This window comes from Vibrio sp. 10N.286.48.B8, assembly GCF_003050085.1.
In the GTDB taxonomy this organism is placed as follows: Bacteria; Pseudomonadota; Gammaproteobacteria; order Enterobacterales; family Vibrionaceae; genus Vibrio; species Vibrio crassostreae.
In genome coordinates this window covers 167,969-191,461 of sequence record NZ_PIGD01000010.1, presented here as the reverse complement: position 1 = coordinate 191,461, position 23,493 = coordinate 167,969, and the positions used below count along the sequence as shown (strand labels likewise).

At 42.5% G+C, this 23,493-nt stretch carries 14 protein-coding genes and 2 pseudogenes; 12 read left to right on the top strand and 4 right to left on the bottom strand.

Annotated elements, in window-relative coordinates:
- Positions 1-526, bottom strand: a pseudogene (locus CWO08_RS13650) (transposase); the annotation flags it as partial.
- A 336-nt stretch (positions 527-862) separates the two neighbouring features.
- On the opposite strand from CWO08_RS13650, the pseudogene CWO08_RS13645 reads away from it, so the two are divergent.
- The 3 genes and pseudogenes from CWO08_RS13645 to CWO08_RS13635 form a co-directional block, all read left to right on the top strand.
- Positions 863-1,120 (top strand): annotated as a pseudogene (locus CWO08_RS13645) (LysR family transcriptional regulator); the annotation flags it as partial.
- Positions 1,121-1,280: 160 nt separating this feature from the next.
- Positions 1,281-2,207 carry a LysR family transcriptional regulator gene (locus CWO08_RS13640; protein ID WP_108020627.1) on the top strand — a complete coding sequence of 309 codons (927 nt, stop codon included), beginning with the start codon at positions 1,281-1,283 and terminating at the stop codon, positions 2,205-2,207.
- 303 nt (positions 2,208-2,510) lie between these two features.
- Positions 2,511-3,764 carry a D-amino acid dehydrogenase gene (locus tag CWO08_RS13635; RefSeq protein ID WP_102479775.1) on the top strand — a complete coding sequence of 418 codons (1,254 nt, stop codon included), beginning with the start codon at positions 2,511-2,513 and terminating at the stop codon, positions 3,762-3,764.
- 117 nt (positions 3,765-3,881) lie between these two features.
- Here CWO08_RS13635 and CWO08_RS13630 read toward each other — a convergent pair whose 3' ends face one another.
- On the bottom strand, positions 3,882-4,661 hold the full coding sequence (locus CWO08_RS13630; protein WP_102479776.1) for an ABC transporter substrate-binding protein: 780 nt from the start codon (positions 4,659-4,661) through the stop codon (positions 3,882-3,884).
- 500 nt (positions 4,662-5,161) lie between these two features.
- Here CWO08_RS13630 and CWO08_RS13625 point away from each other — a divergent pair, with 500 nt between their 5' ends.
- From CWO08_RS13625 to CWO08_RS13600, 6 genes are all read left to right on the top strand, one after another.
- Positions 5,162-6,796 carry an ABC transporter substrate-binding protein gene (locus CWO08_RS13625; RefSeq protein WP_102432915.1) on the top strand — a complete coding sequence of 545 codons (1,635 nt, stop codon included), beginning with the start codon at positions 5,162-5,164 and terminating at the stop codon, positions 6,794-6,796.
- 55 nt (positions 6,797-6,851) lie between these two features.
- Entirely contained in the window at positions 6,852-7,826 is a 975-nt protein-coding gene (locus CWO08_RS13620; RefSeq protein ID WP_017071753.1) for an ABC transporter permease, read from the top strand.
- Positions 7,827-7,846: 20 nt separating this feature from the next.
- Positions 7,847-8,824 carry an ABC transporter permease gene (locus CWO08_RS13615; protein ID WP_375071302.1) on the top strand — a complete coding sequence of 326 codons (978 nt, stop codon included), beginning with the start codon at positions 7,847-7,849 and terminating at the stop codon, positions 8,822-8,824.
- Positions 8,824-9,777 carry an ABC transporter ATP-binding protein gene (locus CWO08_RS13610; RefSeq protein ID WP_048659634.1) on the top strand — a complete coding sequence of 318 codons (954 nt, stop codon included), beginning with the start codon at positions 8,824-8,826 and terminating at the stop codon, positions 9,775-9,777. The genes CWO08_RS13615 and CWO08_RS13610 overlap by 1 nt, the downstream gene beginning before the upstream one ends.
- A 10-nt stretch (positions 9,778-9,787) precedes the next feature.
- Positions 9,788-10,777, top strand: a complete 990-nt coding sequence (locus tag CWO08_RS13605) for an ABC transporter ATP-binding protein (RefSeq protein ID WP_061018419.1) — start codon at positions 9,788-9,790, stop codon at positions 10,775-10,777.
- A gap of 75 nt (positions 10,778-10,852) precedes the next feature.
- Entirely contained in the window at positions 10,853-14,296 is a 3,444-nt protein-coding gene (locus CWO08_RS13600) for a hypothetical protein (protein ID WP_108020626.1), read from the top strand.
- Between the two features lie 90 nt (positions 14,297-14,386).
- Here CWO08_RS13600 and CWO08_RS13595 read toward each other — a convergent pair whose 3' ends face one another.
- On the bottom strand, positions 14,387-15,382 hold the full coding sequence (locus tag CWO08_RS13595; protein ID WP_019821076.1) for a LacI family DNA-binding transcriptional regulator: 996 nt from the start codon (positions 15,380-15,382) through the stop codon (positions 14,387-14,389).
- Between the two features lie 547 nt (positions 15,383-15,929).
- On the opposite strand from CWO08_RS13595, the gene CWO08_RS13590 reads away from it, so the two are divergent.
- Both CWO08_RS13590 and CWO08_RS13585 read left to right on the top strand, forming a co-directional pair.
- Positions 15,930-17,528 (top strand): glycoside hydrolase family 16 protein, encoded by a 1,599-nt coding sequence (locus CWO08_RS13590; protein WP_108020625.1) that lies wholly within the window; start codon positions 15,930-15,932, stop codon positions 17,526-17,528.
- A 456-nt stretch (positions 17,529-17,984) separates the two neighbouring features.
- Positions 17,985-19,316 (top strand): carbohydrate porin, encoded by a 1,332-nt coding sequence (locus tag CWO08_RS13585; protein WP_102432912.1) that lies wholly within the window; start codon positions 17,985-17,987, stop codon positions 19,314-19,316.
- Positions 19,317-19,580: 264 nt separating this feature from the next.
- On the opposite strand, the gene CWO08_RS13580 is transcribed toward CWO08_RS13585, so the two are convergent.
- A complete protein-coding gene (locus CWO08_RS13580) occupies positions 19,581-20,474 on the bottom strand; it encodes a helix-turn-helix domain-containing protein (RefSeq protein ID WP_108020624.1) in 894 nt (297 codons plus the stop codon).
- 141 nt (positions 20,475-20,615) lie between these two features.
- Between CWO08_RS13580 and CWO08_RS13575 the strand changes: the two genes are divergently transcribed.
- Positions 20,616-23,429 carry a glycoside hydrolase family 3 C-terminal domain-containing protein gene (locus CWO08_RS13575; RefSeq protein ID WP_108020623.1) on the top strand — a complete coding sequence of 938 codons (2,814 nt, stop codon included), beginning with the start codon at positions 20,616-20,618 and terminating at the stop codon, positions 23,427-23,429.
- Positions 23,430-23,493: the final 64 nt, after the last annotated feature.

The following is a 23,493-nucleotide window of genomic DNA, read 5'->3' as shown; positions in this document are numbered from 1 at the left end:
AGGTTAGTTCCCTGACTCGTTATTATGTCAGCAATGGTTCTCGCTCCCGCAGAACCGTTGCTTGCGGCATGTGCCTCGCTAACTAAACTACGGAGCTTTGCTGTTTCGGCATCAATTTCTACTGGACGTTTTCGCCAGTAGTTATAACTGCTTCGATGAACATTGAACACTTCACATAATATTTTTACGCTGTGGCTCTGCTTGAGTTTCTTGATTATCAAGAATTGTTCAGTGAGTCCGACATCAACAGAGCCGTGGCTTTTTTTAATATTTCATTATGCTCTTCAAGGCGAGCTAACTTCTTTTTTAATTCACGTATTTCAATTTGCTCAGGCGTCATCGGCGATGCTTTAGGTGCTTTCCCCTGACGTTCCTCTTTTAGTTGGCGAACCCACTTATCCATCGTGGACTTCCCAACATTCATAGCTTGAGCAGCCTCTGTCACAGAGTGGTTCTGATCTAGAACCAGTTGTGCCGCTTCTAATTTGAATTCAGCGCTAAATAGTCTTCTTGTACGTTTTGTCATAGTGTCACCTGTTAACTTATGAGGTGATGATATCACCTCTAACTAAGTGACCAAATTCAGCGTACCACTACAGTTGGTCTGTAAGTGAAGTGACGGATTGTTAACTGCTTGAGACTAGCATCTGATTCATGACCACAAAGGTGATGACGAAAGTTGTCGCCTTTGTATTATCGACAGCAAGCTAAAACACGTATATCAGCCTTTGATGTAGTGCCTTGAAGTGACTCGGTGCACAAGTTAGTAAGAGCAATTACGATCTTGATAGATTGGGATATATGTTCGCAGCAAATTTGTGAGACGCTTGATCAAGTGTCAGTTGAATCACAAGGAAGTCGAATGCACCACTTTAATATCCGCGCGCTGGAATACCTTAATGCTTTATCGAAATATGGGTCGTTACGTAAGGCATCTAAGATGATGAATGTTGACCCTGCCGCGATGAGCAGAATGCTGACACAGTTAGAAGCGCAAGCGGAAATGAAAGTATGGGAGCGCAACAACCGCCAATCACTGTTAACCGAAGCAGGTAATGAACTGTTGAATTACTACCGTTCCATAGTTCGTAGTGAAACGGCGGCCTTTGTATTATCGACAGCAAGCTAAAACACGTATATCAGCCTTTGATGTAGTGCCTTGAAGTGACTCGGTGCACAAGTTAGTAAGAGCAATTACGATCTTGATAGATTGGGATATATGTTCGCAGCAAATTTGTGAGACGCTTGATCAAGTGTCAGTTGAATCACAAGGAAGTCGAATGCACCACTTTAATATCCGCGCGCTGGAATACCTTAATGCTTTATCGAAATATGGGTCGTTACGTAAGGCATCTAAGATGATGAATGTTGACCCTGCCGCGATGAGCAGAATGCTGACACAGTTAGAAGCGCAAGCGGAAATGAAAGTATGGGAGCGCAACAACCGCCAATCACTGTTAACCGAAGCAGGTAATGAACTGTTGAATTACTACCGTTCCATAGTTCGTAGTGAAACGGCGGTACTGGCTCGTCTAACTAAGTTGAAAAACCTCAAGGGCGGTAACGTTAGCATTGCGATTGGGGAAGGTTTTATCACTAACTTGGTTTCTAAACCGATGCAAACCTTCATGGCTCGATACCCTGATATCAATTTATCGATTGAAATTGCAGGTGCATTGGATGCCGTGAAAATGTTAGAAGATCAACAGATAGATTTCGCGATCACTTATGCGTCTGCACCTCATCCTAAACTGCACTCCCATGTTGAACGTAGCCATCCGCTCGAATTGATTGCTCCGAAGGGGCACTTCCTTACGATGAAAGAAGCGCCTGTGACACTGCAAGATGTTAGAGAGGCCTCTGTTGCTTTGATCGACAACTCGACAGGTATGGGGAGGTTAGTAAAGCAGGCTGAACAAAACTCTCATCTCACTTTGCAACCTAAGCTTCAAACTAACTCGGTTACCGCGCTAACTAACTTCGTTTCGGCAGGCCTAGGCGTGACCTTTATGCCCAAACTCACGGTGCTTGATGAGATCAAATCAGGACAAATTGAAGTAGTTGCGACTGAGCTCGACACTTTCTCTAAAGCGACGGTGAAAGTTCAATCTCTCAAAGGCCGCGGGCTATCATTGCAAGCCGAAACCTTTTTAGACTTTCTCATCGAGAACGCCACATTCTTGAGCCACGACGCCCATAATATTTAGATTGAAGTAGGTTGGTGCACATAATCACATCACCTAACTTCATTCCGCGATAGTTCAGTATTCCTATCCTCGTAGAGGGCTTTCTCTTAGTAATAAACCGATCCCTTGAAAGCTTTATAACCATCCAACATCACACTTCCCATATTCATTCTCCCGATTTACGACTGAATTGACTTTTTATCAACACTGTATGCATTGTTAAGTCAACGCGTGCTGAATAAGTTACAAATTATTAACGAAGGTAGTTTGAAACAGACAGCTGTGTTCGACATGTTTTGCTGTGTCGGGCATTAGGGGAAGAGAATGGAAGTAATTGTAATTGGCAGCGGTGTTATTGGGTTGACCAGTGCTTGGTATCTGGCGAAAGAGGGCCACTCGGTGACGGTTATTGAGCGTCAAGATAGTAGTGGCAAGGAAACCAGCTTTGCGAATGCAGGGCAGATTTCTTACGGTTATTCTTCACCATGGGCGGCGCCTGGGATTCCGTTGAAAGCAATGAAATGGCTTACCCAAGAGCACGCTCCCTTAAAGGTGAAACCGTCACTTTCTCCGGAATTAGTGGCTTGGGCGACTAAGATGTTGGCCAACTGTAATGAAGCCAAGTACGCCGTGAATAAGTCACGCATGTTAAGAGTGGCAAACTTCAGTCGAGAGTGTCTCACTCATCTAAGAATCAGTGAAGATTTGGCTTATGAGGGCAGGCAGAAAGGCACCTTGCAAGTATTCCGAAGCGAGAAGCAACTCGATGCGATTCAGCAGGATATGAAGCTATTAACAGAGAGTGGAATCAAACACTCACTGTTTGATGTTCAACAGTGTCTGTCAGTGGAGTCGGGTTTAGCGGATGTTAAAGACAAGCTGGTGGGCGGCTTATACTTACCTAATGATGAAACCGGTGATTGTCATCAGTTCTGTTTAGCGCTGACTGAGAAGGCCAAGCAACTTGGTGTTAGGTTCGTGTTTGATACTGAAGTGGTAAGTTTGAATCATCAGAACCAAACCATAAAGAGCATTACGACAACTCAAGGTGAATTCAAAGCGGACGCTTATGTGGTAGCTTCGGGAAGCTACTCTCGTGAATTGCTCAAGCAAGTGGATTTATCAATCCCGGTTTATCCAGTCAAAGGGTATTCGTTAACACTACCGATCGTGAATGCAGATAAGTCACCAACCTCGACTGTTATGGATGAAACCTACAAGGTAGCGATGACGCGATTTGATGATCGTATTCGCATTGCTGGTACGGCAGAGCTTGCTGGCTTCAATTATCTTATTCCTGAAAAACGTAAAGCCACGATTGATATGGTGATAAAAGATCTTTTCCCACAGGCGGGGGATTTCTCTAAGGCAGAATACTGGACAGGGTTAAGACCGATGACTCCGGATGGTACGCCTATAATCGGCGAGACGCCTATCAAGAATCTATTTACCAATACAGGCCATGGAACTCTAGGTTGGACAATGGCATGTGGCTCAGGAAAGATCTTGGCAAGCGTGGTCAGTGGCTCTGCTAGTGATATAAAAACTGATGACTTGAGTATCCACCGCTATATGTAAAAGCAAGCCGTTAGTTATCTTGCCTATGGTTTGATGATATCGACATTAGGAGCATAAAGCAGATGCACCTAATGTTGTAAATCTAGGTGCATTGTTTTAAGTCTCCTCTATTTATAATCACGAGATGAATTGAGAGTTAAATGACCTTAGCTCTGGCGGTAGGTCCTTATTTACGAGGTTAATAGCTTTGCGATGTTCTAATCCAATGGATCTCACTACGTCCCCGAAATGTTGGTTAAACAATAGCTCGAAATCACCACTGAGTTTGTAGTCTTGCAGTTTGTCCTCAAGTAATTGAGCCAGTTGAGCCTTGTTTGGGTGGACATAGAAGACCAGTGGAAGAGGGTAATAAAGCACAATACTTTTTTCTATGACTAACCCATCCAGGGAATAGGTATGTTCTTGGTATATGCTTTCAACTTCATTTGCTCCGAGTGACACATAATCACATTTTTTATCTGAGAGAAGTTTAAGAATCTCTGGTAACGTTCCTTGCTCTAGTACTCGATATCCATTTTCTCTAAACAGCTCAGCATCAGCCCATGTCGCAGGAATTCCAGCGATAAGTGATTTCAATTTATTGCTGTTGATATTATGGAATGTGGGTTGATCTTGTTCCCTAATTATCAGGATACGGTGTCCTAATAAGCCTTTACAAATTGGAGAGTTGAGTTTGATTGCAGGCTTATCAGCAAATTTACGGTTTCCCGCCACCGTGACGAGTACATCATAATTCTTGCGGAATATATTTCCTTCATCCTCAGCTCTTGGAAAGTCTGTATTATCGCTGTGAACGACAATAGGTTCGTTCGGATCCCAATTCAACAAGCTATGAATTAGCTCCAACTCATAGTGCTGTCTTTTACCTGATTTATTGCCATTCCAAAAGTTAAACATAGTTGTCCTAAGGGGGAACTTACATTTTATGACTGGTATGCTGACATAGGTTTAGCGTTCAAGAAAGCGCTTTCTTTTGTTTTTGAGAGAATCATACATAGATACAGTCTATGTATGTTGAGAATCGCGACGGAAAGGCTATTTTAAAGAAAGCACATAAGTTCATTGATGGGTTAGAGGTTCGACGATTAGGAAAGACGATGGGGGCACTATTAGTGAATCTTAACTTATTGTTTTTAAATTATTTTTTGTGTTAGAGAACAATTAATGTGACGAATGGCACTGTTGTGTATTTCTATTCTCAATCTATTCTAAATTTGTGATCTATGGTTCGTTTCATCGAAATGTAAGTTGAAGAATCATTCTATCGGCTTATTATCCATCTAAAGAAAGCGGTTTCTTGATGCGAGTTGCCGATAGTGAATACGAAAACACCCCCTTTTTTTAAAGTTAAAAGAAAGCGCTTTCTTTCTGGTTATTATCATTAAAAGGACAACGTGATGCACAAAAAGACATTGATTGCTTCGCTCGCCATTGGAGCTTTATTCGGAGCCTCTGTACAAGCAGATGAAGTTAAGCAGGGTGGCACACTAACGGTGCCAATTATCAATACTGGCTTTGTTGAAAACTTTAACCCTTATACAACTAAAGACTTGCTGCATGGGGTAATGTTTGAGCCATTGGTCGTATTCAACAACATGACAGGTGATGTTGATTATCGCCTGGCTGAGTCGGTTGAGTATTCAACTGACCTGAAAACATTGACGCTTAAGTTACGAGAGAATTTGAAGTGGTCTGATGGTTCAAAGTTAACTGCAGACGACGTTGTTTTTAGCTTTATGTTGACTAAAGAGGCACCAGCTTTTGACCAGAAAGGTATTTGGTCTTCAGGTAATTTAAAAGAAATCAAATCTATTGACGCGCGAACCGTCTTGTTTGAGCTGACGGAAGCGGATTCTACATTTGCTTGGAACTTAGAGCGTTACCATATTGTACCAAAGCATATTTGGTCGAAAGTTGAAGAGCTGACAACGTTTACCAACCTTAACCCGGTAGGTAGTGGCCCAATGACGACGGTTAAATACATTAAACCGCAACAGATGGAGCTGTGCCGAAACCCAAATTACTATTTAGAAAATAGACCTTATTTAGATTGCATCAACTTCCGTTCTTACAATGACAACTCTCAGATCCAACCTGCCTTAATCAAAGGTGAGATTGATTGGGGTTCAAATTTTATTGCTGACGTTGAGTCAACATTTGTCGATATGGATAAAGAAAATAACCATTTTTGGTATCCAGCGAATGATGCGATCCACCTTTATGTAAATACCAAAGAAGCGCCATTTGATGACCTAAGAGTACGACAAGCACTTTCTATGGCTCTTGATCGTGAAACTATCGTTGATATTGCTGCCTACGGTTATCCGACTGCAAACTTCAATGCTGGTGGCATCGGTGAGCTATACGAAACGCACATTGATAAAAATGTATCTAAGAAATATGGCTATCTAACTAAGTACGATGTTGAAAGAGCAAACGCTTTACTTGATGAAGCTGGCTTAGTTGACAAAAACGGTGATGGATTCCGCGACAAAGCAAACGGGGAAACGGTTGAGTTTGATATCGAGGTTGTAAACGGTTGGACCGACTGGATCCAAGTGGTTCAGATGGTATCTGAATACTTTGAAGAAGTGGGTGTGAAAGCAAACGTTAAGACCGTGGATTGGGCGGTATATGACAGCAATTTGAAAGAAAGCAAATATACCATGTCAATTAACTGGTCAATGGTAGCGACAAATCCAATCTTGGCGTACCAAGAGTACTTCTCAACGTCTCGAATCGGAAAAACTTGGCATGCTGGTCACGGTGTTAATTCACCAGAAATCGACGCATTGATCGACAGCTTCGGCAAAATTGGTGATGCAGAGCAGCAAGAGAAAGTGTTGAGTGAACTTCAGGAGTTTACGGCTGAAAACCTTCCCTTTATCCCTCTATTTTCTAACCCAACTTGGTTCCAATACAGTACTAAACATATTGTTGGTTGGCCAAGTGAAAAAGACCCATACGTACAGCCAGTATGGTACGACGGTGGTAAGAGAGTAATAATTCTCAACAATCTACACCTTAAGTAAGTTATTTTTGAGAGGGCTACAGCTTAGGTTGTAGCCCCTAGGTTAAAAGATTTTTATGTCGTTTTTAATTCGCCGATTTGGCTTCTATTTTACCGCTTTCTTAATCGCTATCTCGTTTAATTTCATGTTGCCTCGCCTAATGCCAGGAGATCCTGTTGATGCTCTTTTCGCTGCAGCTCAAGGTCGAATGGATCCTGCTCAAATGGATGCTGTTCGTGAAATGTACGGTTTTGTTGATGGCAATGTTTTCGAACAATACTTCGCGTATATGAAAAGCGTATTCACTCTTGATCTGGGACCTTCAGTGCTTATGTTTCCTGTAAGTGTTTCAGATGTCCTTGCTATGGCACTGCCGTGGACTATGTTCCTAGCGCTTGGTTCGCTGATTGTTGCTCTTATCATTGGTGTCAGTATTGGTACGTATGCATCGTATCGACGTGAAGGGCTATTTGGACAAATTGTTCCGCCAGTTCTGGCATTTATTAGTAACTTCCCGTACATCGTGACCGCGTTACTGTTGTTCTATTTCTTCGGCCTAAAACTTGAACTATTGCCTCTGGCATACACCTATGACCCATCGCTAGAGCCAGGTTTTACATGGGAGTTTATTTCCAGTGTGGCTAAACACGCAGTGTTGCCTATGGGCTCGATGGTCTTAGTTGGGATCGCAACATGGGTCTTCAATATGCGTAATGCGATGATCAATGTGTTGGGTGAAGATTACGTAACGATGGCTGAGGCCAAAGGCTTGAGTAGTTATCGTGTTATGTCTCGCTATGCTGGTCGAAATGCCATCCTTCCTGTTGCGACCGCTATTGCAATGGCAATCGGATTCTCATTCGCAGGCTCCATCATGACCGAAGTGGTTTTTAACTACCAAGGCTTGGGGAACATCCTTCTTAAAGGCATAGTTGCTCGTGATTACCCACTTATCCAAGCCATTCTTCTTATTTTGGTGACAGCGGTACTGACCGCTAACTTTATTGCCGACCTCCTATATGTCTGGCTTGACCCTAGAATCTCGAATTGAGGCGCATGATGGATAATTTAATGGATACTCAAAAAACCGCTAACCAGCCTAATATGCCAGTACGTGAGCCAAAATGGTCGTGGAAAAACGTAAAGAAAACTCTCGGTAAAGCTTACGCATTTTTCTACGGTAACCCTCCGGCCATTATAGGTACTTTTTTACTTACGATTGTTTTAGCTGGGGCGTTATTTGCGCCTGTATTATCGACTCATAATCCAGAAAAGCGCGTTGCACGTCCACATATTGCACCAAGTTCTGAGCATATTATGGGCACTACTCGTAGCGGGCGTGATGTATATAGCCAGGTTCTATTTGGAGCAAGAAAGTCGCTTACTGTTGCGATCTCTGCGGGCGTAATCGCGATGACAATAGCAGTGCTCGTCGGGGTTTCATCTGGTTACTTTGGTGGAAAAGTAGATGAACGCTTGAACTTCGTTACTAACGTATTTCTTGTGTTTCCACAGTTGCCCTTGCTGATTGTTCTCGCCGCATTCTTAGGGCAGGTCGGTTCGCTGGTTATTACCGTGTTGTTAGGAATAACCTCCTGGCCTTGGGGAGCTAGGGTGATTCGTGCACAGACCATGGCAATTAGAAGCAAAGAATTCATCATTTCTGCAGAAGTTATGGGTGAATCAAAAATCCGTATTATTTTAGTAGAGATCTTACCAAACTTAGTTTCGATTGTTTTTGGCGGCTTTCTAGGCACGGTTATCTACGCAATGGGCTCTGAAGCTGGTCTAGGTATTTTAGGTTTAGGTGATGCAACAGAAGTGAGTTGGGGCTCTATGCTGTATTGGGCACAGACCTCTTCATCGTTATATACCGGTGCGTGGTGGGAAATGCTGGTTCCTGCATTGGCGTTAGCGATTACTGGTGGTGGACTCGCATTGATTAACATGTCCATTGACCAAGTGAGCAACCCTAAATTACGTACGGGCCCACACATCAAACTGTGGCACAAACTTAAAAAAGAAGCAGATAAACGCCGAGGACTATAATGAGCAATCTATTAGAAATTAATAATCTGTGTGTTGATTACGTTTCTCCTAATGGCGTAGCAAGAGCCGTTAATGACGTTAGTATTTCCATTGCGCCCGGTGAAACGCTCGGTATTGCCGGTGAGTCTGGTTGCGGTAAAAGTACATTGGCTTTTGCTATATCACGCCTACACAAAGCACCAGCGCTTATCTCTGAGGGTGAAATACTCTACAAAGGGCAGGATGTTTTAAAGATGAATAACAAGCAGTTACGTGACTTCCGTTGGAATGACGTTTCTATTGTTTTTCAAAGCGCAATGAACTCACTTAACCCTGTCATTACCATCGGTGAGCAGCTAACGGACGTTATTCTAGCGCACAGAAAAATACCTTATAAACAGGCTCACGATCGTGCGGTCGAGCTGTTAGGAACGGTTGGGATTCATGGCGACAGAATGTCGAGCTTTCCCCATCAACTGAGTGGAGGTATGCGTCAGCGAGTTGTTATTGCGATTGCTTTGGCGCTGGAACCTAAACTGATCATCATGGACGAGCCAACAACGGCACTTGATGTAGTGGTTGAACGTGAAATCTTGAATGAACTGTATGAGCTTAAGAGTAAGTTTGGCTTCTCTATTCTGTTTATTAGTCACGACTTAAGCCTCATGGGCGAAATTGCTGATCGAATTGGCGTGATGTATGCGGGTAACCTTATTGAATTAGGTGATGCGAAAACGGTATTTAGTGAACCTAAGCACCCTTATACAAAAGGGCTTATCTCTTCATTCCCGACTATTCATGGGCCAAAGGAACGTCTCTACGGGATCCCTGGGAATCCTGTCAACCTTTTGGATACACCTCAAGGATGCAACTTCCAAGAGCGATGTGGCGAATGCATTTCAATGTGCATTAAAAGTGAGCCTCGTTTGGGCGCTATTGCGACTGGGCATCACGTATCTTGTCACCTAGTTTGAGCGAAAGATTATGAATACTTTAAAGAACGTTGATAAAAGCGAAGTTATCTTATCAGTTAAGAATTTGGTAAAAGATTTCCCACTTGGTCAGTCAGTCAAAAGCAATATGATGCGAGCCGTAAATGATGTTTCATTTGATCTTCGTAAAGGAGAAGCATTAGCGATTGTTGGCGAATCTGGCTCAGGGAAAAGCACAGGAGCTCGAATTCTTACCCGAATTTACGATAAGACGGCTGGAGATATCGAATTCAAAGGTGAGCCTCTGTCTGACTATATTGAAAAATATGGTGAGCTTGAATATGCACGCCAAGTGCAAATGATTTTTCAAGACCCGTTTGGCTCGTTGAATCCTGTACATACGATTTACCACCATATTGCGCGACCATTACTTATCCATAAACGAGCAGAAAAAGAAGCGATTCCGAACCTCGTTTATGAATTGCTTGAAATGGTTGGGCTTACACCAGTTAAAGAGACCGCAGAGAAGTACCCCCATGAACTAAGTGGTGGACAACGACAGCGTGTCGCAATTGCACGCGCAATTGCTGTTAGCCCTGAAGTTATCCTAGCTGATGAACCTATCTCTATGCTTGATGTGTCTGTGCGGTTAGGAATCTTAAACCTAATGGCTGACTTGAAGGATAAGCATGGTATTTCCTTCATGTACATCACTCATGACATTGCGACAGCGCGTTATTTTGCTGAGAAAACGGCGGTGATGTATGTAGGACATATGGTCGAATGGGGCAATAGCGACAACGTCACTCAGAACCCACAACATCCGTATTCTCAGCTGTTGTTGTCAGCAGTGCCAGAAGTCGGGAAATCGGGCAAGCGTGACATGAACGTGAAAAAAGGCGATATCCCTTCTTGGAAACCAAGTAGCGTGGGCTGCCCGTTCGCAAGCCGTTGTCTGAAAGCCGATAAACTTTGCACGCAATCAATACCAGAACCGACTCAAATTGCAGAAGAGCATTTTGCTCGTTGCCATCATTTGTAAACTTTAAATCCTTTTTTGAAACGCAAAAGAAAGCGCTTTCAAAGTTTAAGTGTAAGAATTTTTTGGAATTTTGATATGAAACAAGACTACAACTCAACACCAGAGGTCGATGGCAAGTTCGTTGATTTAGATGGTGAGCGTTACTACCAAATCTCTAATGTTGACCAAATGACGCCATTCTTTATTAGCGTTGTATCGTCGAGCGATCACTGGTTATTTATTTCATCAACAGGCAGCCTTTCAGCTGGACGCATTCGTCCGGAAAATGCGCTTTTTCCTTACAAGTCTGTTGACCATATTCATGAAAATGCGGAAAACACCGGCTCAAAATCCATCTTCCGTATTGAACATGGCGACAAGGTTGTACTTTGGGAACCGTTTAATACATTCCATGATGGTATTTTTGATGTTGAACGCAATCTTTATAAAAATACGATTGGAGACAAGATTGTATTTGAAGAGATAAACCATACTTTGCAACTACAGTTCCAATACAGCTGGAATACGAGTGAAAAATACGGCTTTATTCGTCGTTCAAAACTGACCAACCTCGCGAGCTTTGAGCGTAAAGTCGAAGCACTAGATGGCTTACAAAATATACTTCCTTCAGGCGCTCCGTTATCAGCTCTTCAAACAAGAAGTGCATTAGTTGATGCGTACAAGTGGAATGAACAAGTTGATGGTAGTTCATTAGCTCTGTTCAGCATGTACGCGAAATTGAGCGATAGAGCCGACCCTGCTGAATCTTTGCTAGCGACGACAGTCTTCAGCTTAGAAACGGAAAGCAGCCAAATTTTATTGACGAGTGCTCAAGTTAATGCGTTCAGAAAGGGTCGAGCGGTTAAAAGTGAACCTTTAACGAAAGGGGTTAGAGGGAGCTATTTAGTTCATAAGTCTCTGACGCTGCGAGCACATCAAACCAAAGTTTGGTCGATTGTCGCTGATATAGACAAGACTCATTCCGATATCTGTCAGCTTCAATCTGAGCTCTCTGTTCCTGCTAACCTAGCACTAGCTTTAGAAAAGAGCGTTGCAGATAATCAAGATGAATTGATCACATTAATGTCTGGCGCGGATGCGTGGCAAATAACAGCTGAAGAAAATACCAGCGTTCACCATTATGCCAATGTGTTGTTCAATAACATGCGTGGTGGCGTGTTTGAAAACGGCTATATGTTAGAAAAGGTTGACGTAGTTAAAACTATGGAAAAGGCCAACTCTCAGGTAGCTGGCCGCCATCAAGACTTTTTTGATCAGTTAGGGGATGTTTTCAGCCATTCTGAATTAGTTTCGCGCGCTAAAGCGACAGAGGATTCTCAATTAGTTCGATTGAGCTACGAGTATCTACCGCTTACTTTTGGACGTCGTCATGGTGACCCTAGTCGCCCTTGGAACCACTATGAGATTAAGCTTAAAGATGAAAATGGCGAACGCTTACTTTCTTATCAAGGCAACTGGCGTGATATTTTCCAAAACTGGGAAGCGATGGCTCTTAGTTATCCAGGGTTCATCAAATCATTCATCTCTAAGTTTGTTAATGCTTCAACGGTGGATGGTTACAATCCGTATCGAATTACTAAAGATGGTGTAGATTGGGAGCTGTTAGAGGCGGATGATCCTTGGAGTAACATTGGTTACTGGGGCGATCATCAAATCATTTATCTATTAAAATTCCTTGAGTTGGCAGACAAATTTGAGCAAAGCGATCTTATCGAATTACTAGAGAGTGACATTTTTAGTTATGCCAACGTGCCTTACGAGCTTTGTGGAGTTCAAGGCCTCTTTGATAACCCTAAAGATACCGTAGAGTTCAACCAAGACTTGCAGGAATTGACAGAGCAACGTGTAAAGAGCTTAGGCAGTGACGGTCGCTTGTTGATGACGGGTGACCAAGAAGTTTATATGGTCAACTTAATGGAGAAGATACTCGTCCCTTTGTTGGCGAAATTGAGTAACTTAGTGCTTGATGGTGGTATTTGGCTCAATACACAACGTCCAGAATGGAATGATGCAAACAACGCTATCGTTGGCAACGGCCTCTCAATGGTAACCTTGTACTACATGCGTCGCTATGTTGCCTTTATGCAGCGCCTGTTAGAGAAGTCACCATCGTCATACAGTATTTCCAAAGAAGTGTTTGAGTGGATGTCTTCTGTTACACAGATCGTTTCAGAGGCAAATACAGAGATTCGTCAAGATACGGTCACTCGTCAAACTCGTAAAGCAATGCTGACTAAGCTGGCTAAATCCGCTGCTAATTATCGTGAGCGCGTGTACCGAGTAAATGGATTCTCAGGGAAAACGAAAGTTGAGAAAGAAGCGATTGTTCAATTGATGGGCGCGAGCTTAAAAGTCCTAGATTCTACGATTGCAAACAACTTGCGTGAAGACGGTTTGTACAATGCGTATAATATCTTGAGTTGTTCTGGTGAGAGCTTAATGGTTGAAGAGCTTTACCCGATGCTAGAAGGGCAAGTTGCAGTATTGAGCTCGGGTCTATTATCACCTAAACAAGCGGTTGAGTTGTTGGATAAATTGTTTGCCAGTGACATGTATCGTGCTGATCAAAATAGCTTCATGCTTTACCCTGACCGTGAGCTGGCTTCTTTTATGGACAAAAACTGTTTAGACGCTAAAGACATTGACCAGAGCAAATTGTTAAGCATGATGGTTGTTGCCAAAGATAACCGATTAGTAAACCAAGACAGCAAAGGTTCTTACCACTTCAATTCAAGCTTTGAAAACAAAGGTTTCCTTCAGGCTGCGATTGATGAAATTAAAGCCGGTTACCCGTCAATTAGTGATGATGAATTTTGTCATGTATCTAGTTTGTATGAGCGTGTATTCAACCATAAAGCCTTTACTGGGCGTTCGGGAACCATGTTTGGTTATGAAGGTTTAGGTTGTATCTATTGGCATATGGTTTCTAAGTTGCTGCTAGCTGTGCAAGAAAACTATCAGCATGCTTGGAGTATGGACTCTAATAGCCAGGAAACTCTTAAATTAGCGGATTACTATTACAAAGTGAGAGCTGGTATTGGTTTCAACAAAACGCCGGAAAACTACGGTGCGTTTCCGACGGATCCGTATTCTCATACGCCAAAGCACTCTGGAGCACAGCAGCCAGGGATGACAGGGCAAGTTAAGGAAGAAGTAATTACTCGTTTTGGAGAGCTAGGTCTAGAGGTCGTTGATGGCACAATTGTAATTAACCCTTCACTTCTTAGTCCTAAAGAGTTCTTACAAAAAGCGGCGACTTTTGACTGCCAAAATATTGAAGGACAAATGCAGAGCTTTATTGTTCAGGCTGGGCAACTGGCTTTTACTTACTGTCAGGTACCGTTTATTTACCAACTCAATGATGAGCCAACACAGGGTATTGAAGTTCAGTTTAAAGACGGAACAAGTGAGGCATTTGCATCGTTAACGCTAAACCATGAAATGGCTTCACAGCTCTTTTCTCGTAGTGGTCTTATTGAGAAAGTCGTTGTCGTGTTGTCAAAGCACCAGTTACTCTAATTCTAATTTAAAGTGAAATAAAAAGGCTCTAAGTGAATACTTAGAGCCTTTCTTTTAAGTGTAAAAAATGGGGTGCTTGATATACAAAAATCAAAGCTTAGCCACGGACTCTCTTACAATCAATGTCGGGGTTAGTTTGTGCTTCAATGGGTAGTCGCGTTTATTAATTAACGATAAAACACCTTTTGCAGCTTCTTCTCCCATCTCATGAACTGGAAAGTCGACCGTCGATAAGCGAGGACGAATATGCTGGCTATGAGTATCGTTATCGAAGCCTACGACTGAAAGGTCTCGCCCAATAATGAGGTTTCGCTCTGCTGCTACGTCATATACAGCAAGCGCGATATTGTCATTTTGACAGAAAATCGCGGTGATCTCAGGGTCTCGGTCTAACAAGCGTCGCGCAGCTTCGTGGTTGCCTTGATGATCAAAGCGTCCCTCTACAAACAGCCCTGCGTCGTATTCGATACCGAACTCTAACAAGGCATTTCGATACCCTTGAAAGCGATCTCTACTATCAACTTTACTCAACTGGCCTGTGATACAAGCGACTTTTTTATGGCCGTTCTCAAGTAAGTGCTTCGTTGCAAGGTAGCCACCAAGCTCATTATCAATGTAAATACAGCGATCAGAAATCTCAGGAATAAAACGGTTGAGAACAATCATTGTTTCACTGTCTTTCGCTATTTTGATCAGTTCGTCATCACTGAGCTTGTCTGAGTGAACAATGAGGCCATCCACAAGTTTAGATTGCAAAAACTGGATAGAATCGAGCTCTTTGGTTCGTGATTCCTGGCCACTTGTAACGATTAAGTGAATATTATTTTGGCGAACGGTATCTTCGGCTGTATGCATTAATGGTCCATAGAAAGGCCCATCAAGCGAACCAACTAGCATGCCAATGCTATTTGAACGACTGGAGGCTAGAGCTTGTGCAAACGCATTAGGCTTGTAGCCCAGTTGCTCAATAGCTTTGAATACTTTTTCGCGATTGGCTTCCTTTACCGTAGGGTGACCATTTAATGCTCGTGAGACAGTTGATTGAGAAACTTGAGCAAGTTCAGATACTTCTTTAATGGTGATCAATGGTAGTGGCCTTATCTCTACAAGGAGTGAACTAAGCTATATTACCTTCGTGATCAATAAGAGCCTAGCAATCCAATGATTAATATTTAAAAACTCTGAACTGCTTAACGCTAAATTTGAAGGTTAAGCATACAAAGTAAGGTCACGAATATTTCCATATACTCGTTCAAATATCAAGCAAGCGCTTTCTTTGCATTGTGATAAAAGTGAATCTGTTTTTCTGAGCTTCGTTGTAAGCTAGAAAAAATAGAAGCCTGAGAATAAAAGGGATTCTAGGGTGTTATGCAGATAATCAGGTCAAAAAATTCTTGAGAATCTACACAAACCACAACGAATTTTAGCAAAATGTGAAATCCAACAAGAAAACGCTTTCTTAAGGTGAGCGTTGTCTCTTTTTTGAACTATGCACTTTTATATACTCATTTTGAAACAGTCGTGCATGGCATATTGGGTCCATGCTCGCGGACTTATTCATTTATCGACTTTCTGTTATGGGCTCCGATATTACGTGTCGCCTGCTTAGAAAGTCGTGATACAAGGAGTTGTAATGCAAGATCTAACCAATCAGGTAAAGATATTAACGTCTTTTATTTCTGCCGCTTTGATGTCTGGCTGCACGGCGATAGAGCTGCCGGTATCCGAAAGTGCTGACTTAGCTCAAACTGAAAAAGCGATTGTGCTATCCCATGCTCCAGTTACTTTAAGTTCAGACTGGCAATTGGTGTGGGAAGACCAGTTTGAAGGCGAGCAAATAAATAAACGTAATTGGTCATTAGAAGTGAACTGTTGGGGAGGAGGGAACAATGAACAACAGTGCTACACGGATGATCCTAATAACGCATTTGTTAAAGATGGCTTTTTACACATTGTCGCGCTGAAGCAAAGTCATACTGGGCCTGACAATGCCGAAGGTACGATTGGCGGAGCAACTAAAACACTCCCTTATACTTCTGCGAGGCTAAGTACAAGAGACAAGCGTGACACCAAATATGGCCGTTATGAAATCAGAGCAAAGTTACCCGGTGGACAAGGTTCATGGCCCGCGATTTGGATGCTGCCAACCGACAATAAATATGGTACATGGGCTGCTTCTGGCGAAATCGATATTATGGAAGCGGTTAACCTAAACACACTTTCAGATGCGGCGGGAGCGAAAAATGATGCTCTAGAGAGCCGGGTCTACGGGACGTTACATTACGGACGAAATTGGCCAGACAATGTTTATAAAGGGCAAGCCGCGACATTGCCAAATGGTGTGAACCCTACTGAGGGCTTCCATATATACGCGATTGAGTGGGAAGAAGGTGAAATTCGTTGGTATGTAGACAATATTCATTACGCGACTCAAACTCAAGAGGGCTGGTACAGCCAATATGAAGCGGAAGAAGGGAAACTCATTAATGCGAGTGGAGCAGCTCCGTTTGATGAAAAGTTTCATTTGTTATTGAACTTGGCCGTCGGTGGGGCGTGGTCAGCAAACGCAAATGATAAAGGCATCGACGAAGGTTTGTTTCCGAAAACAATGCTAGTTGATTCAGTAAAGGTTTACCGTTGTAAGGTTGATCGTTGGAAAGGAAAAGGGTGTGCAAGTCGTTCTGAACATGCAATACAAGTGATAGGGCACGAAGTTCCAGAGATCTTAGCAACCGATGATAGTTATGCTGATGGACCAACGTTGGAGATTTTTACCGAAACTCTTAACGCAAGCTTGGCTTATGCAAGTTATGACCCATTGGATATTGTTGACTATCAAGAAGTGACCGAACCAGATCGTGGAACAGTGCTACAAGTAAATAAGAATCAAGGATCAGGAAATATCTATTTTCGTTCTCCTGTAACAGATGTGACACATTGGCAAGAAACGGGTGAACTGGTCTTTGATTTGAAAGTTGAGAGCATGGCCGACGGGGTTGAACTATTGGTTAAGATGGACAGTGGCTGGCCGAAAACAAGTGACTATACCGTGCCGCTATCAGCAATCAATGAATGGAAGACGGTACGTATTCCAATCGCTGACATTTTAAAGAGAGACAACCGTTTTGCTGGTGGGAATCAAGCTGATCCAACAACGATCACTAACCTTTTAGTGTTTGAGCCTCAAGGAGAAATGAGTTTTAAATTAGACAATATTCGATTTGAAAAGTAAGCGTTTTAACAAAAGGGTTTGAATAAAATTCTGAATATAAAGGGAACATACGATGTATGTTCCCTTTTTTATTTCGACGAGCATTCCAGGAAGATAATCGACGATGTATTCCGAAACAGGTTCTGAGTGATTGAACGGAGTAATTCGTCCTTAATATGTGAACAGTGATATTTTACTTGGTTCCATGATTGTTCAAACAAAATACTTAACATCTCTATTTTTGTGACTCATGCATAAGAAAGCGCTTTCTTTGGTGGGGTTGATCACGGTTTATATTCACAAGATCCATTTATACTCTTTCCATACCAACTGAGCGGTTAAAGCCAATAAGGTTAAGAGTGCATAGTGAATGTGGGCTTAGATTTGATCTTCTTTAAATCTGTTCGATTGGTTTTTTTAAGAAAAATAAAGAAAGCGCTTTCTTTTTGAAAGTATAATTTGGAACATGGAGTTATTATGAAACTTTCTAAGCTTACCCTTGCTTGTTTAGTCGCTACTGCTGGCTTGTCTACTGTACCTGCTGCATATGCCGAAAAATCGGATGGATTTGAATTTCACGGCTATTTCCGTGCTGGTGTTCTATTCAGTGAAAATGACGATTTTAAACGAGCAAAGTTCCCAGCATCTAAAGAGCGTTTAGGTCGATTGGGTGTTGAGTCGGATAGCCACTTTGAAGTAGCACTGCAGAAAAATTTTGAGAATGACGGTGGTCAGAAAATTCGAATCAAAACACGAGCTGCAGCCAATAATGCGGAATATGCAACTAACCAACTTGGTGCCAATGCCGATGCAACCAACAGCGAAATTGGTATGGCAGAAACTTTTGTCGAGTTTGAAGGTGTATCTGAAACCGGTGTTGTATGGGGTGGTAAGCGCTTTTATGGTAAAGATAATTACATCTTTATGACCGACTTTTTCTACACGGATATGTCAGGTACTGGTGTTGGTATTGAAGGTGTTGAGCTAGGTGGCAATAAGTGGGACTTTGCTTATATTGCAAGCGATGACTCTGGCGATACAAGTTTCTGGGGTGACAGCAACAACATCATGCATGCACTTCATGCTGGCGTGAACTTTGGCAGTGTTGAGCTTCACGCTATGGCTAAGTATATGCCAGACAATATGGTCGATTTAGGTTTTGGTAATGGCCCAGAAGCATTCGCTGAGAATGGCTATGAAATGACGGCAATTGTTCACACTGAGTCTGTCTTTGGGTTGTCAGATAAAGGTTTTACAAAATACATCGCGCAGGCTGGTAAAGGCTTAGGTTCGGGTAACCTTTTAGGCGGTACTCTTACGACTTACAACACGTACAAGCCTGGTAGTGACTATCAAAGTTGGTTAACGACAGGCACGGGTTGTGGTACGTCTTGTTTGAAGGCTGTTGATGAAAACGATGTATCACTACGTGCTTTAGCATGGGGTGGGTACTTTTTTGAAAATGGTGTGAATATTTTCCACTCTCTTCAAACCCAGTACAACGATTTTGACAATGGTGACACAGACGGCTGGGTATCAGCAATGGTGCGACCAACGTTCCCAATTTCAGAAAACTTCTTTATCGCTACCGAAGCTGGTTATATGTACAACTACGAAGACCGTAATGGTGAGTCAAAGAATTCTTATGATTACAAGCTAACAGTAGCACCGACTCTAGTTGTGCACTCTGGCTTCGGTCCATCTCCAGAAATTCGCTTCATGGCATCTTACCTTGATGGTGAAATGCAAGACGGCACGGGTAAAGAGGGTGACTTTGTTGTAGGTATTCAAGCTGACATGTGGTGGTAGAATTTTTACCTTCGGGTCTTAAGTGATATCGAGCATACCGGGGGAGTGGTATGACGGCCTTGCCTTTAGGGCGGGCAAGGCTCCCGATATCCCTATTTATTGCAATAGTTGAGCTCTTTCCTAGCAGCACAAAGAGTTTCATTTTTATTGCTATGAGTCTTCCATATTTGAATGTCGTTTCAAGTGTGTTCTTGCCAAAGATACTCATCGACCGCTTCGAAAGAAGCGGTTTTTTTATGTGTGGTATATCTAATCTTTTAAGGCTTAAGGGGGAAAGGATTGTGAGTTATGGCAAGCATGTTGATTTCTAAATTCTCGAGGGCTGCATCCATTTTGAAGTTTAAAGCACTTGGAAAAATAGTTGCTGTCAGAAAAGCCGCAAGACTCAGCAATGTGTTGGATGCTTTTGTTGTCGTTTAATAATAAGGTTGCCGAATGTCTAATTTGAAGGCCTTTGAGGTATTGATTTGGGGATGTATTTAAAAATTGCCTAAATAGCCTTTCTAGTTGTCGTTTACTAATATAAGCCGCTTGCGCGATAGCTTCTGTATCCAATCCCACGTCTTTGTAATGACGGTCAATATGTGCGAGAGCACGGCTCAATGCCAAGGTTGTTTTTGGTAAGCTATGGGTCTGTTCTTGATATCGCCGAGAAAGTTCTATCGCAAGTTGCTGCATTGTGCTCGTCAATATGATTTCAAACCCCTGTTCTGCGTTGTCGTATTCCGATTTGATTTGTTGTAGAAGTCCATTAATTCGTTTCAACTGAGAAAGTGATAACGTAAGCTTTGCTTGATATTCAGATGCTTGTCGAGCAATTGGTTCTACCTTGAAAAGCGCTTGATAGCCTGGCATTTGACGCATTGAAGAGACCTCAAAAAAAGGCAATGCCGTATCAAACATCAAGTTTACAATCTTCAGTTTATTTACTTCGCAAAATCCATGTTCAATATCCCCATTAATAACAAATACATCTCCTGTACTTAAAGGGTAGGTGTGGCTAGCTACCGTATGCTTTCCACTACCGCTCACAACTAAGAAAAGTTCAGAAAAGTCATGGCTATGTACGTCAAAGTCGAAATCGTGATGACCATCGACATAGGCAAATTTTATCTGAGGATATCTCTGATGACTTTGGAGTCTAAACTTGGTTTTCATGTCGCTATTTTACCTACTTCTGTCGCTTATTTGGTAGTTACACGCCGTAGTTAAGATTACTATTTTTTGAACAAAGACAATATTAACTTTTAGAGCGAGAGGCAAAACTTTTGCTCTAAGTAAAAAATAGTAGGACTCAAAATGAATACTGTGGAAATTCTCGAAGCACAGAAGCAGCTTGCACCCATAAGTCGACAAGCGGCTGCTGAGGGCATTGTGCTACTAAAAAATAGTGATTCAATATTGCCATTGCAGGCTAATGATACGGTGTCTCTTTTTGGTCGTTGTCAGATTGATACCTACCGAAGTGGCAGTGGATCTGGTGGAGCGGTGAATGTCCCTTATTCCGTAAATGCATTACAGGGCTTGTATGAAAATCCAAACATCAATCTTAATCTCAGTTTGGTGGAGGTATACCAACGTTGGATCAAGGACAACCCGTTCAATGACGGCGGTGGTGGTTGGGCAGCTGAACCTTGGTTTCAAGATGAAATGCCTCTTTCAACTTCTGTTGCGATGGATGCCGCCGCCAAATCTAACAAAGCCATTATCTTTATCGGTCGAACGGCGGGTGAGGATCAAGATAATGCACAGCAGCAAGGCAGTTACAATTTAACCGTGCTCGAAATGCAAATGTTGGAGAAAGTGACCGAACATTTTGATGATGTCATTGTGATACTGAACGTGACCAACATTATTGATATGTCATGGGTAAGCTCACTAAAAGATACAAGTTCGCTCAAGGCGATTTTATATAACTGGGCTGCAGGTATGGAAGGTGGGCATGCTCTTGCGGATGTCTTATCTGGTGATGTTAGCCCAAGTGGACGTTTGACCGACACGATTGCGCACTCTTTATCTGATTACCCTTCGAGCTCGAATTTTGGAAGCAAAGACCGGAATTTATATCAAGAAGATATCTATGTCGGGTATCGGTATTTTGAAACTTTCAATCCTAAAGCTGTTCAATTTGAATTTGGTTTTGGGCTGTCCTACACCCGCTTTTCCAATAAATTAAATGCATTGACGATTCTTGGTTCCGGCTCTGAACAAGAGTTGGTCTTCGATATTGAAGTTAAAAACATAGGCGAGAAATACAGTGGTAAGGATGTTGTTCAACTGTATGTTGAATCACCTCAAGGTCAACTGGGTAAGCCATCTAGAGCACTTACAGGCTTTGCAAAAACACCCACTTTGGATCCAAACGAAACAGCACGTGTGAAGGTTTCATTTCTTCTATCTTCGTTAGCTTCATTTGATGATAGTGGTAAGACAGGTTACCCAAATAGCTATGTGCTTGAAGCTGGGGAATATCAGTTTTATTTAGGAGGCAGCGTTCGACAAGCAAGGCTAGTTGACGAAAGCATAAAAGTGGATGAGCTAATAGTTGTTGAGCAATTAACGGAAGCACTTGCTCCTGTCACCGGATTTAGTAGGTTGATCCCAAAAGGCAACGAGGAAAATGGTGTTTACAGTTGCGACTACGAATCTGTGCCGCTGCGAACTATTGATTTGAGTAAACGTATTCTGAGTGAGCTTCCAAGCTCTATTCCTCTTGGTGAAGATACGGGCATTCGTTTACTGGATGTTAAGCAGGGGCGAGCGAACATTGACGAATTTATCTCGCAAATGACCGTAAAGCAGTTAGCGACAATTGTTCGTGGGGAAGGTATGTGTAGCCCTAGGGTGACGCCAGGTACTGCTGCTGCTTTTGGGGGTGTTTCGCCGAGCCTGTTTGATTTAGGCATCCCTGTCGTTGCAGCTGCTGATGGTCCGTCTGGTATCCGAATGGACAGCGGACATAAAGCATCTCAAGTCCCAATTGGTACATTATTAGGCTGTACATGGAACCCGGAACTGAATGAGAAACTATTTCATTTAGTGGGGAAAGAGATGCAAGCCAATCATATTGATACGTTGCTTGGTCCTGGGATTAACATTCACCGCCACCCTTTGAATGGTCGAAATTTTGAGTATTTCTCAGAAGATCCATTTCTCTCAGGGGTAATGGCAGCATCTCAAACTCTTGGTCTTAAAGCTGCAGGAGTATCTGGCACAATCAAGCATTTGGTGGCGAATGATCAAGAAACGTCACGGTTTGATGTTGATAGTGTTGTATCTCAAAGAGCACTTCGTGAGATTCATCTGAAGCCTTTTGAAATAGCGGTAAAACAAGGAGGAGCTTCGAGTGTTATGACCTCCTACAATCCTATTAATGGTCACTGGGCTGCATCCAATTACGACCTCAATACTACGATTCTTCGTGGGGAGTGGGGTTATAAAGGGATAGTGATGACGGATTGGTGGGCAAAAATGAATGACCCAATCAAAGGTGGCTCTGAAAGTCGAAGTTACACATCCTTTATGCTTCGCTCTCAAAATGATCTTTATATGGTTGTTGAGCATGATGGTGCGGAAAATAACGTGTCGAATGACGATACGTTACAGGCGCTTGAAAACGGAACGTTGAGCTTAGGGGAGTTGCAACGAAGCGTGATGAATATTTGTCGTTTTATTATGGACTCTCCAGCAATGGGTCGCCCATTAGTCGCTTTTGATCCAGTTAAGAGCTTTGAGGCGACCCAAAATCTTAATAAACAACAGAGTAAAACTGATGGAGACTTTTGCTCTCTGACGGCAGAGCAACATGCAATAGTATTACCACTTAATATCAGAGAAAACCGTAGCATTGTTTTGGAAGTTAAACAGGCTGGTGTGTATCGATGTGCAGGTATTGTTAACTATGATAGCGGCACTTTGGCTCAATCTGCGTGTAGTTTAAGTCTCAATAACGTGTATGCGATGTCTCTATCAGTGAATGGTACTAATGGCGAGACAGTTTCAGTTGAGGGGCTCTCCGTTAAGCTTGATAAAGGCTTTTATTCTTTGGATATTGAATTCATCAAATTAGGCTTAGAATTGGAGCAATTAGTATTTTCGTTTATGCCTGAATAGGGCTAAGGGATAACAGTCGTTTATTTAACTCTCGTTGCTCAAAAAAGAGGTAAAGTGAGAGAAA

Bases quoted from the DNA above. Each gene is read 5' to 3' on its own strand.
- CWO08_RS13600 (WP_108020626.1), top strand. From the start codon at position 10,853: ATGAAACAAGACTACAACTCAACACCAGAGGTCGATGGCAAGTTCGTT.
- CWO08_RS13620 (WP_017071753.1), top strand. From the start codon at position 6,852: ATGTCGTTTTTAATTCGCCGATTTGGCTTCTATTTTACCGCTTTCTTA.
- CWO08_RS13640 (WP_108020627.1), top strand. From the start codon at position 1,281: ATGCACCACTTTAATATCCGCGCGCTGGAATACCTTAATGCTTTATCG.
- CWO08_RS13635 (WP_102479775.1), top strand. From the start codon at position 2,511: ATGGAAGTAATTGTAATTGGCAGCGGTGTTATTGGGTTGACCAGTGCT.
- CWO08_RS13590 (WP_108020625.1), top strand. From the start codon at position 15,930: ATGCAAGATCTAACCAATCAGGTAAAGATATTAACGTCTTTTATTTCT.
- CWO08_RS13625 (WP_102432915.1), top strand. From the start codon at position 5,162: ATGCACAAAAAGACATTGATTGCTTCGCTCGCCATTGGAGCTTTATTC.
- CWO08_RS13610 (WP_048659634.1), top strand. From the start codon at position 8,824: ATGAGCAATCTATTAGAAATTAATAATCTGTGTGTTGATTACGTTTCT.
- CWO08_RS13575 (WP_108020623.1), top strand. From the start codon at position 20,616: ATGAATACTGTGGAAATTCTCGAAGCACAGAAGCAGCTTGCACCCATA.
- CWO08_RS13605 (WP_061018419.1), top strand. From the start codon at position 9,788: ATGAATACTTTAAAGAACGTTGATAAAAGCGAAGTTATCTTATCAGTT.
- CWO08_RS13580 (WP_108020624.1), bottom strand. From the start codon at position 20,474: ATGAAAACCAAGTTTAGACTCCAAAGTCATCAGAGATATCCTCAGATA.
- CWO08_RS13585 (WP_102432912.1), top strand. From the start codon at position 17,985: ATGAAACTTTCTAAGCTTACCCTTGCTTGTTTAGTCGCTACTGCTGGC.
- CWO08_RS13615 (WP_375071302.1), top strand. From the start codon at position 7,847: ATGGATACTCAAAAAACCGCTAACCAGCCTAATATGCCAGTACGTGAG.
- CWO08_RS13630 (WP_102479776.1), bottom strand. From the start codon at position 4,661: ATGTTTAACTTTTGGAATGGCAATAAATCAGGTAAAAGACAGCACTAT.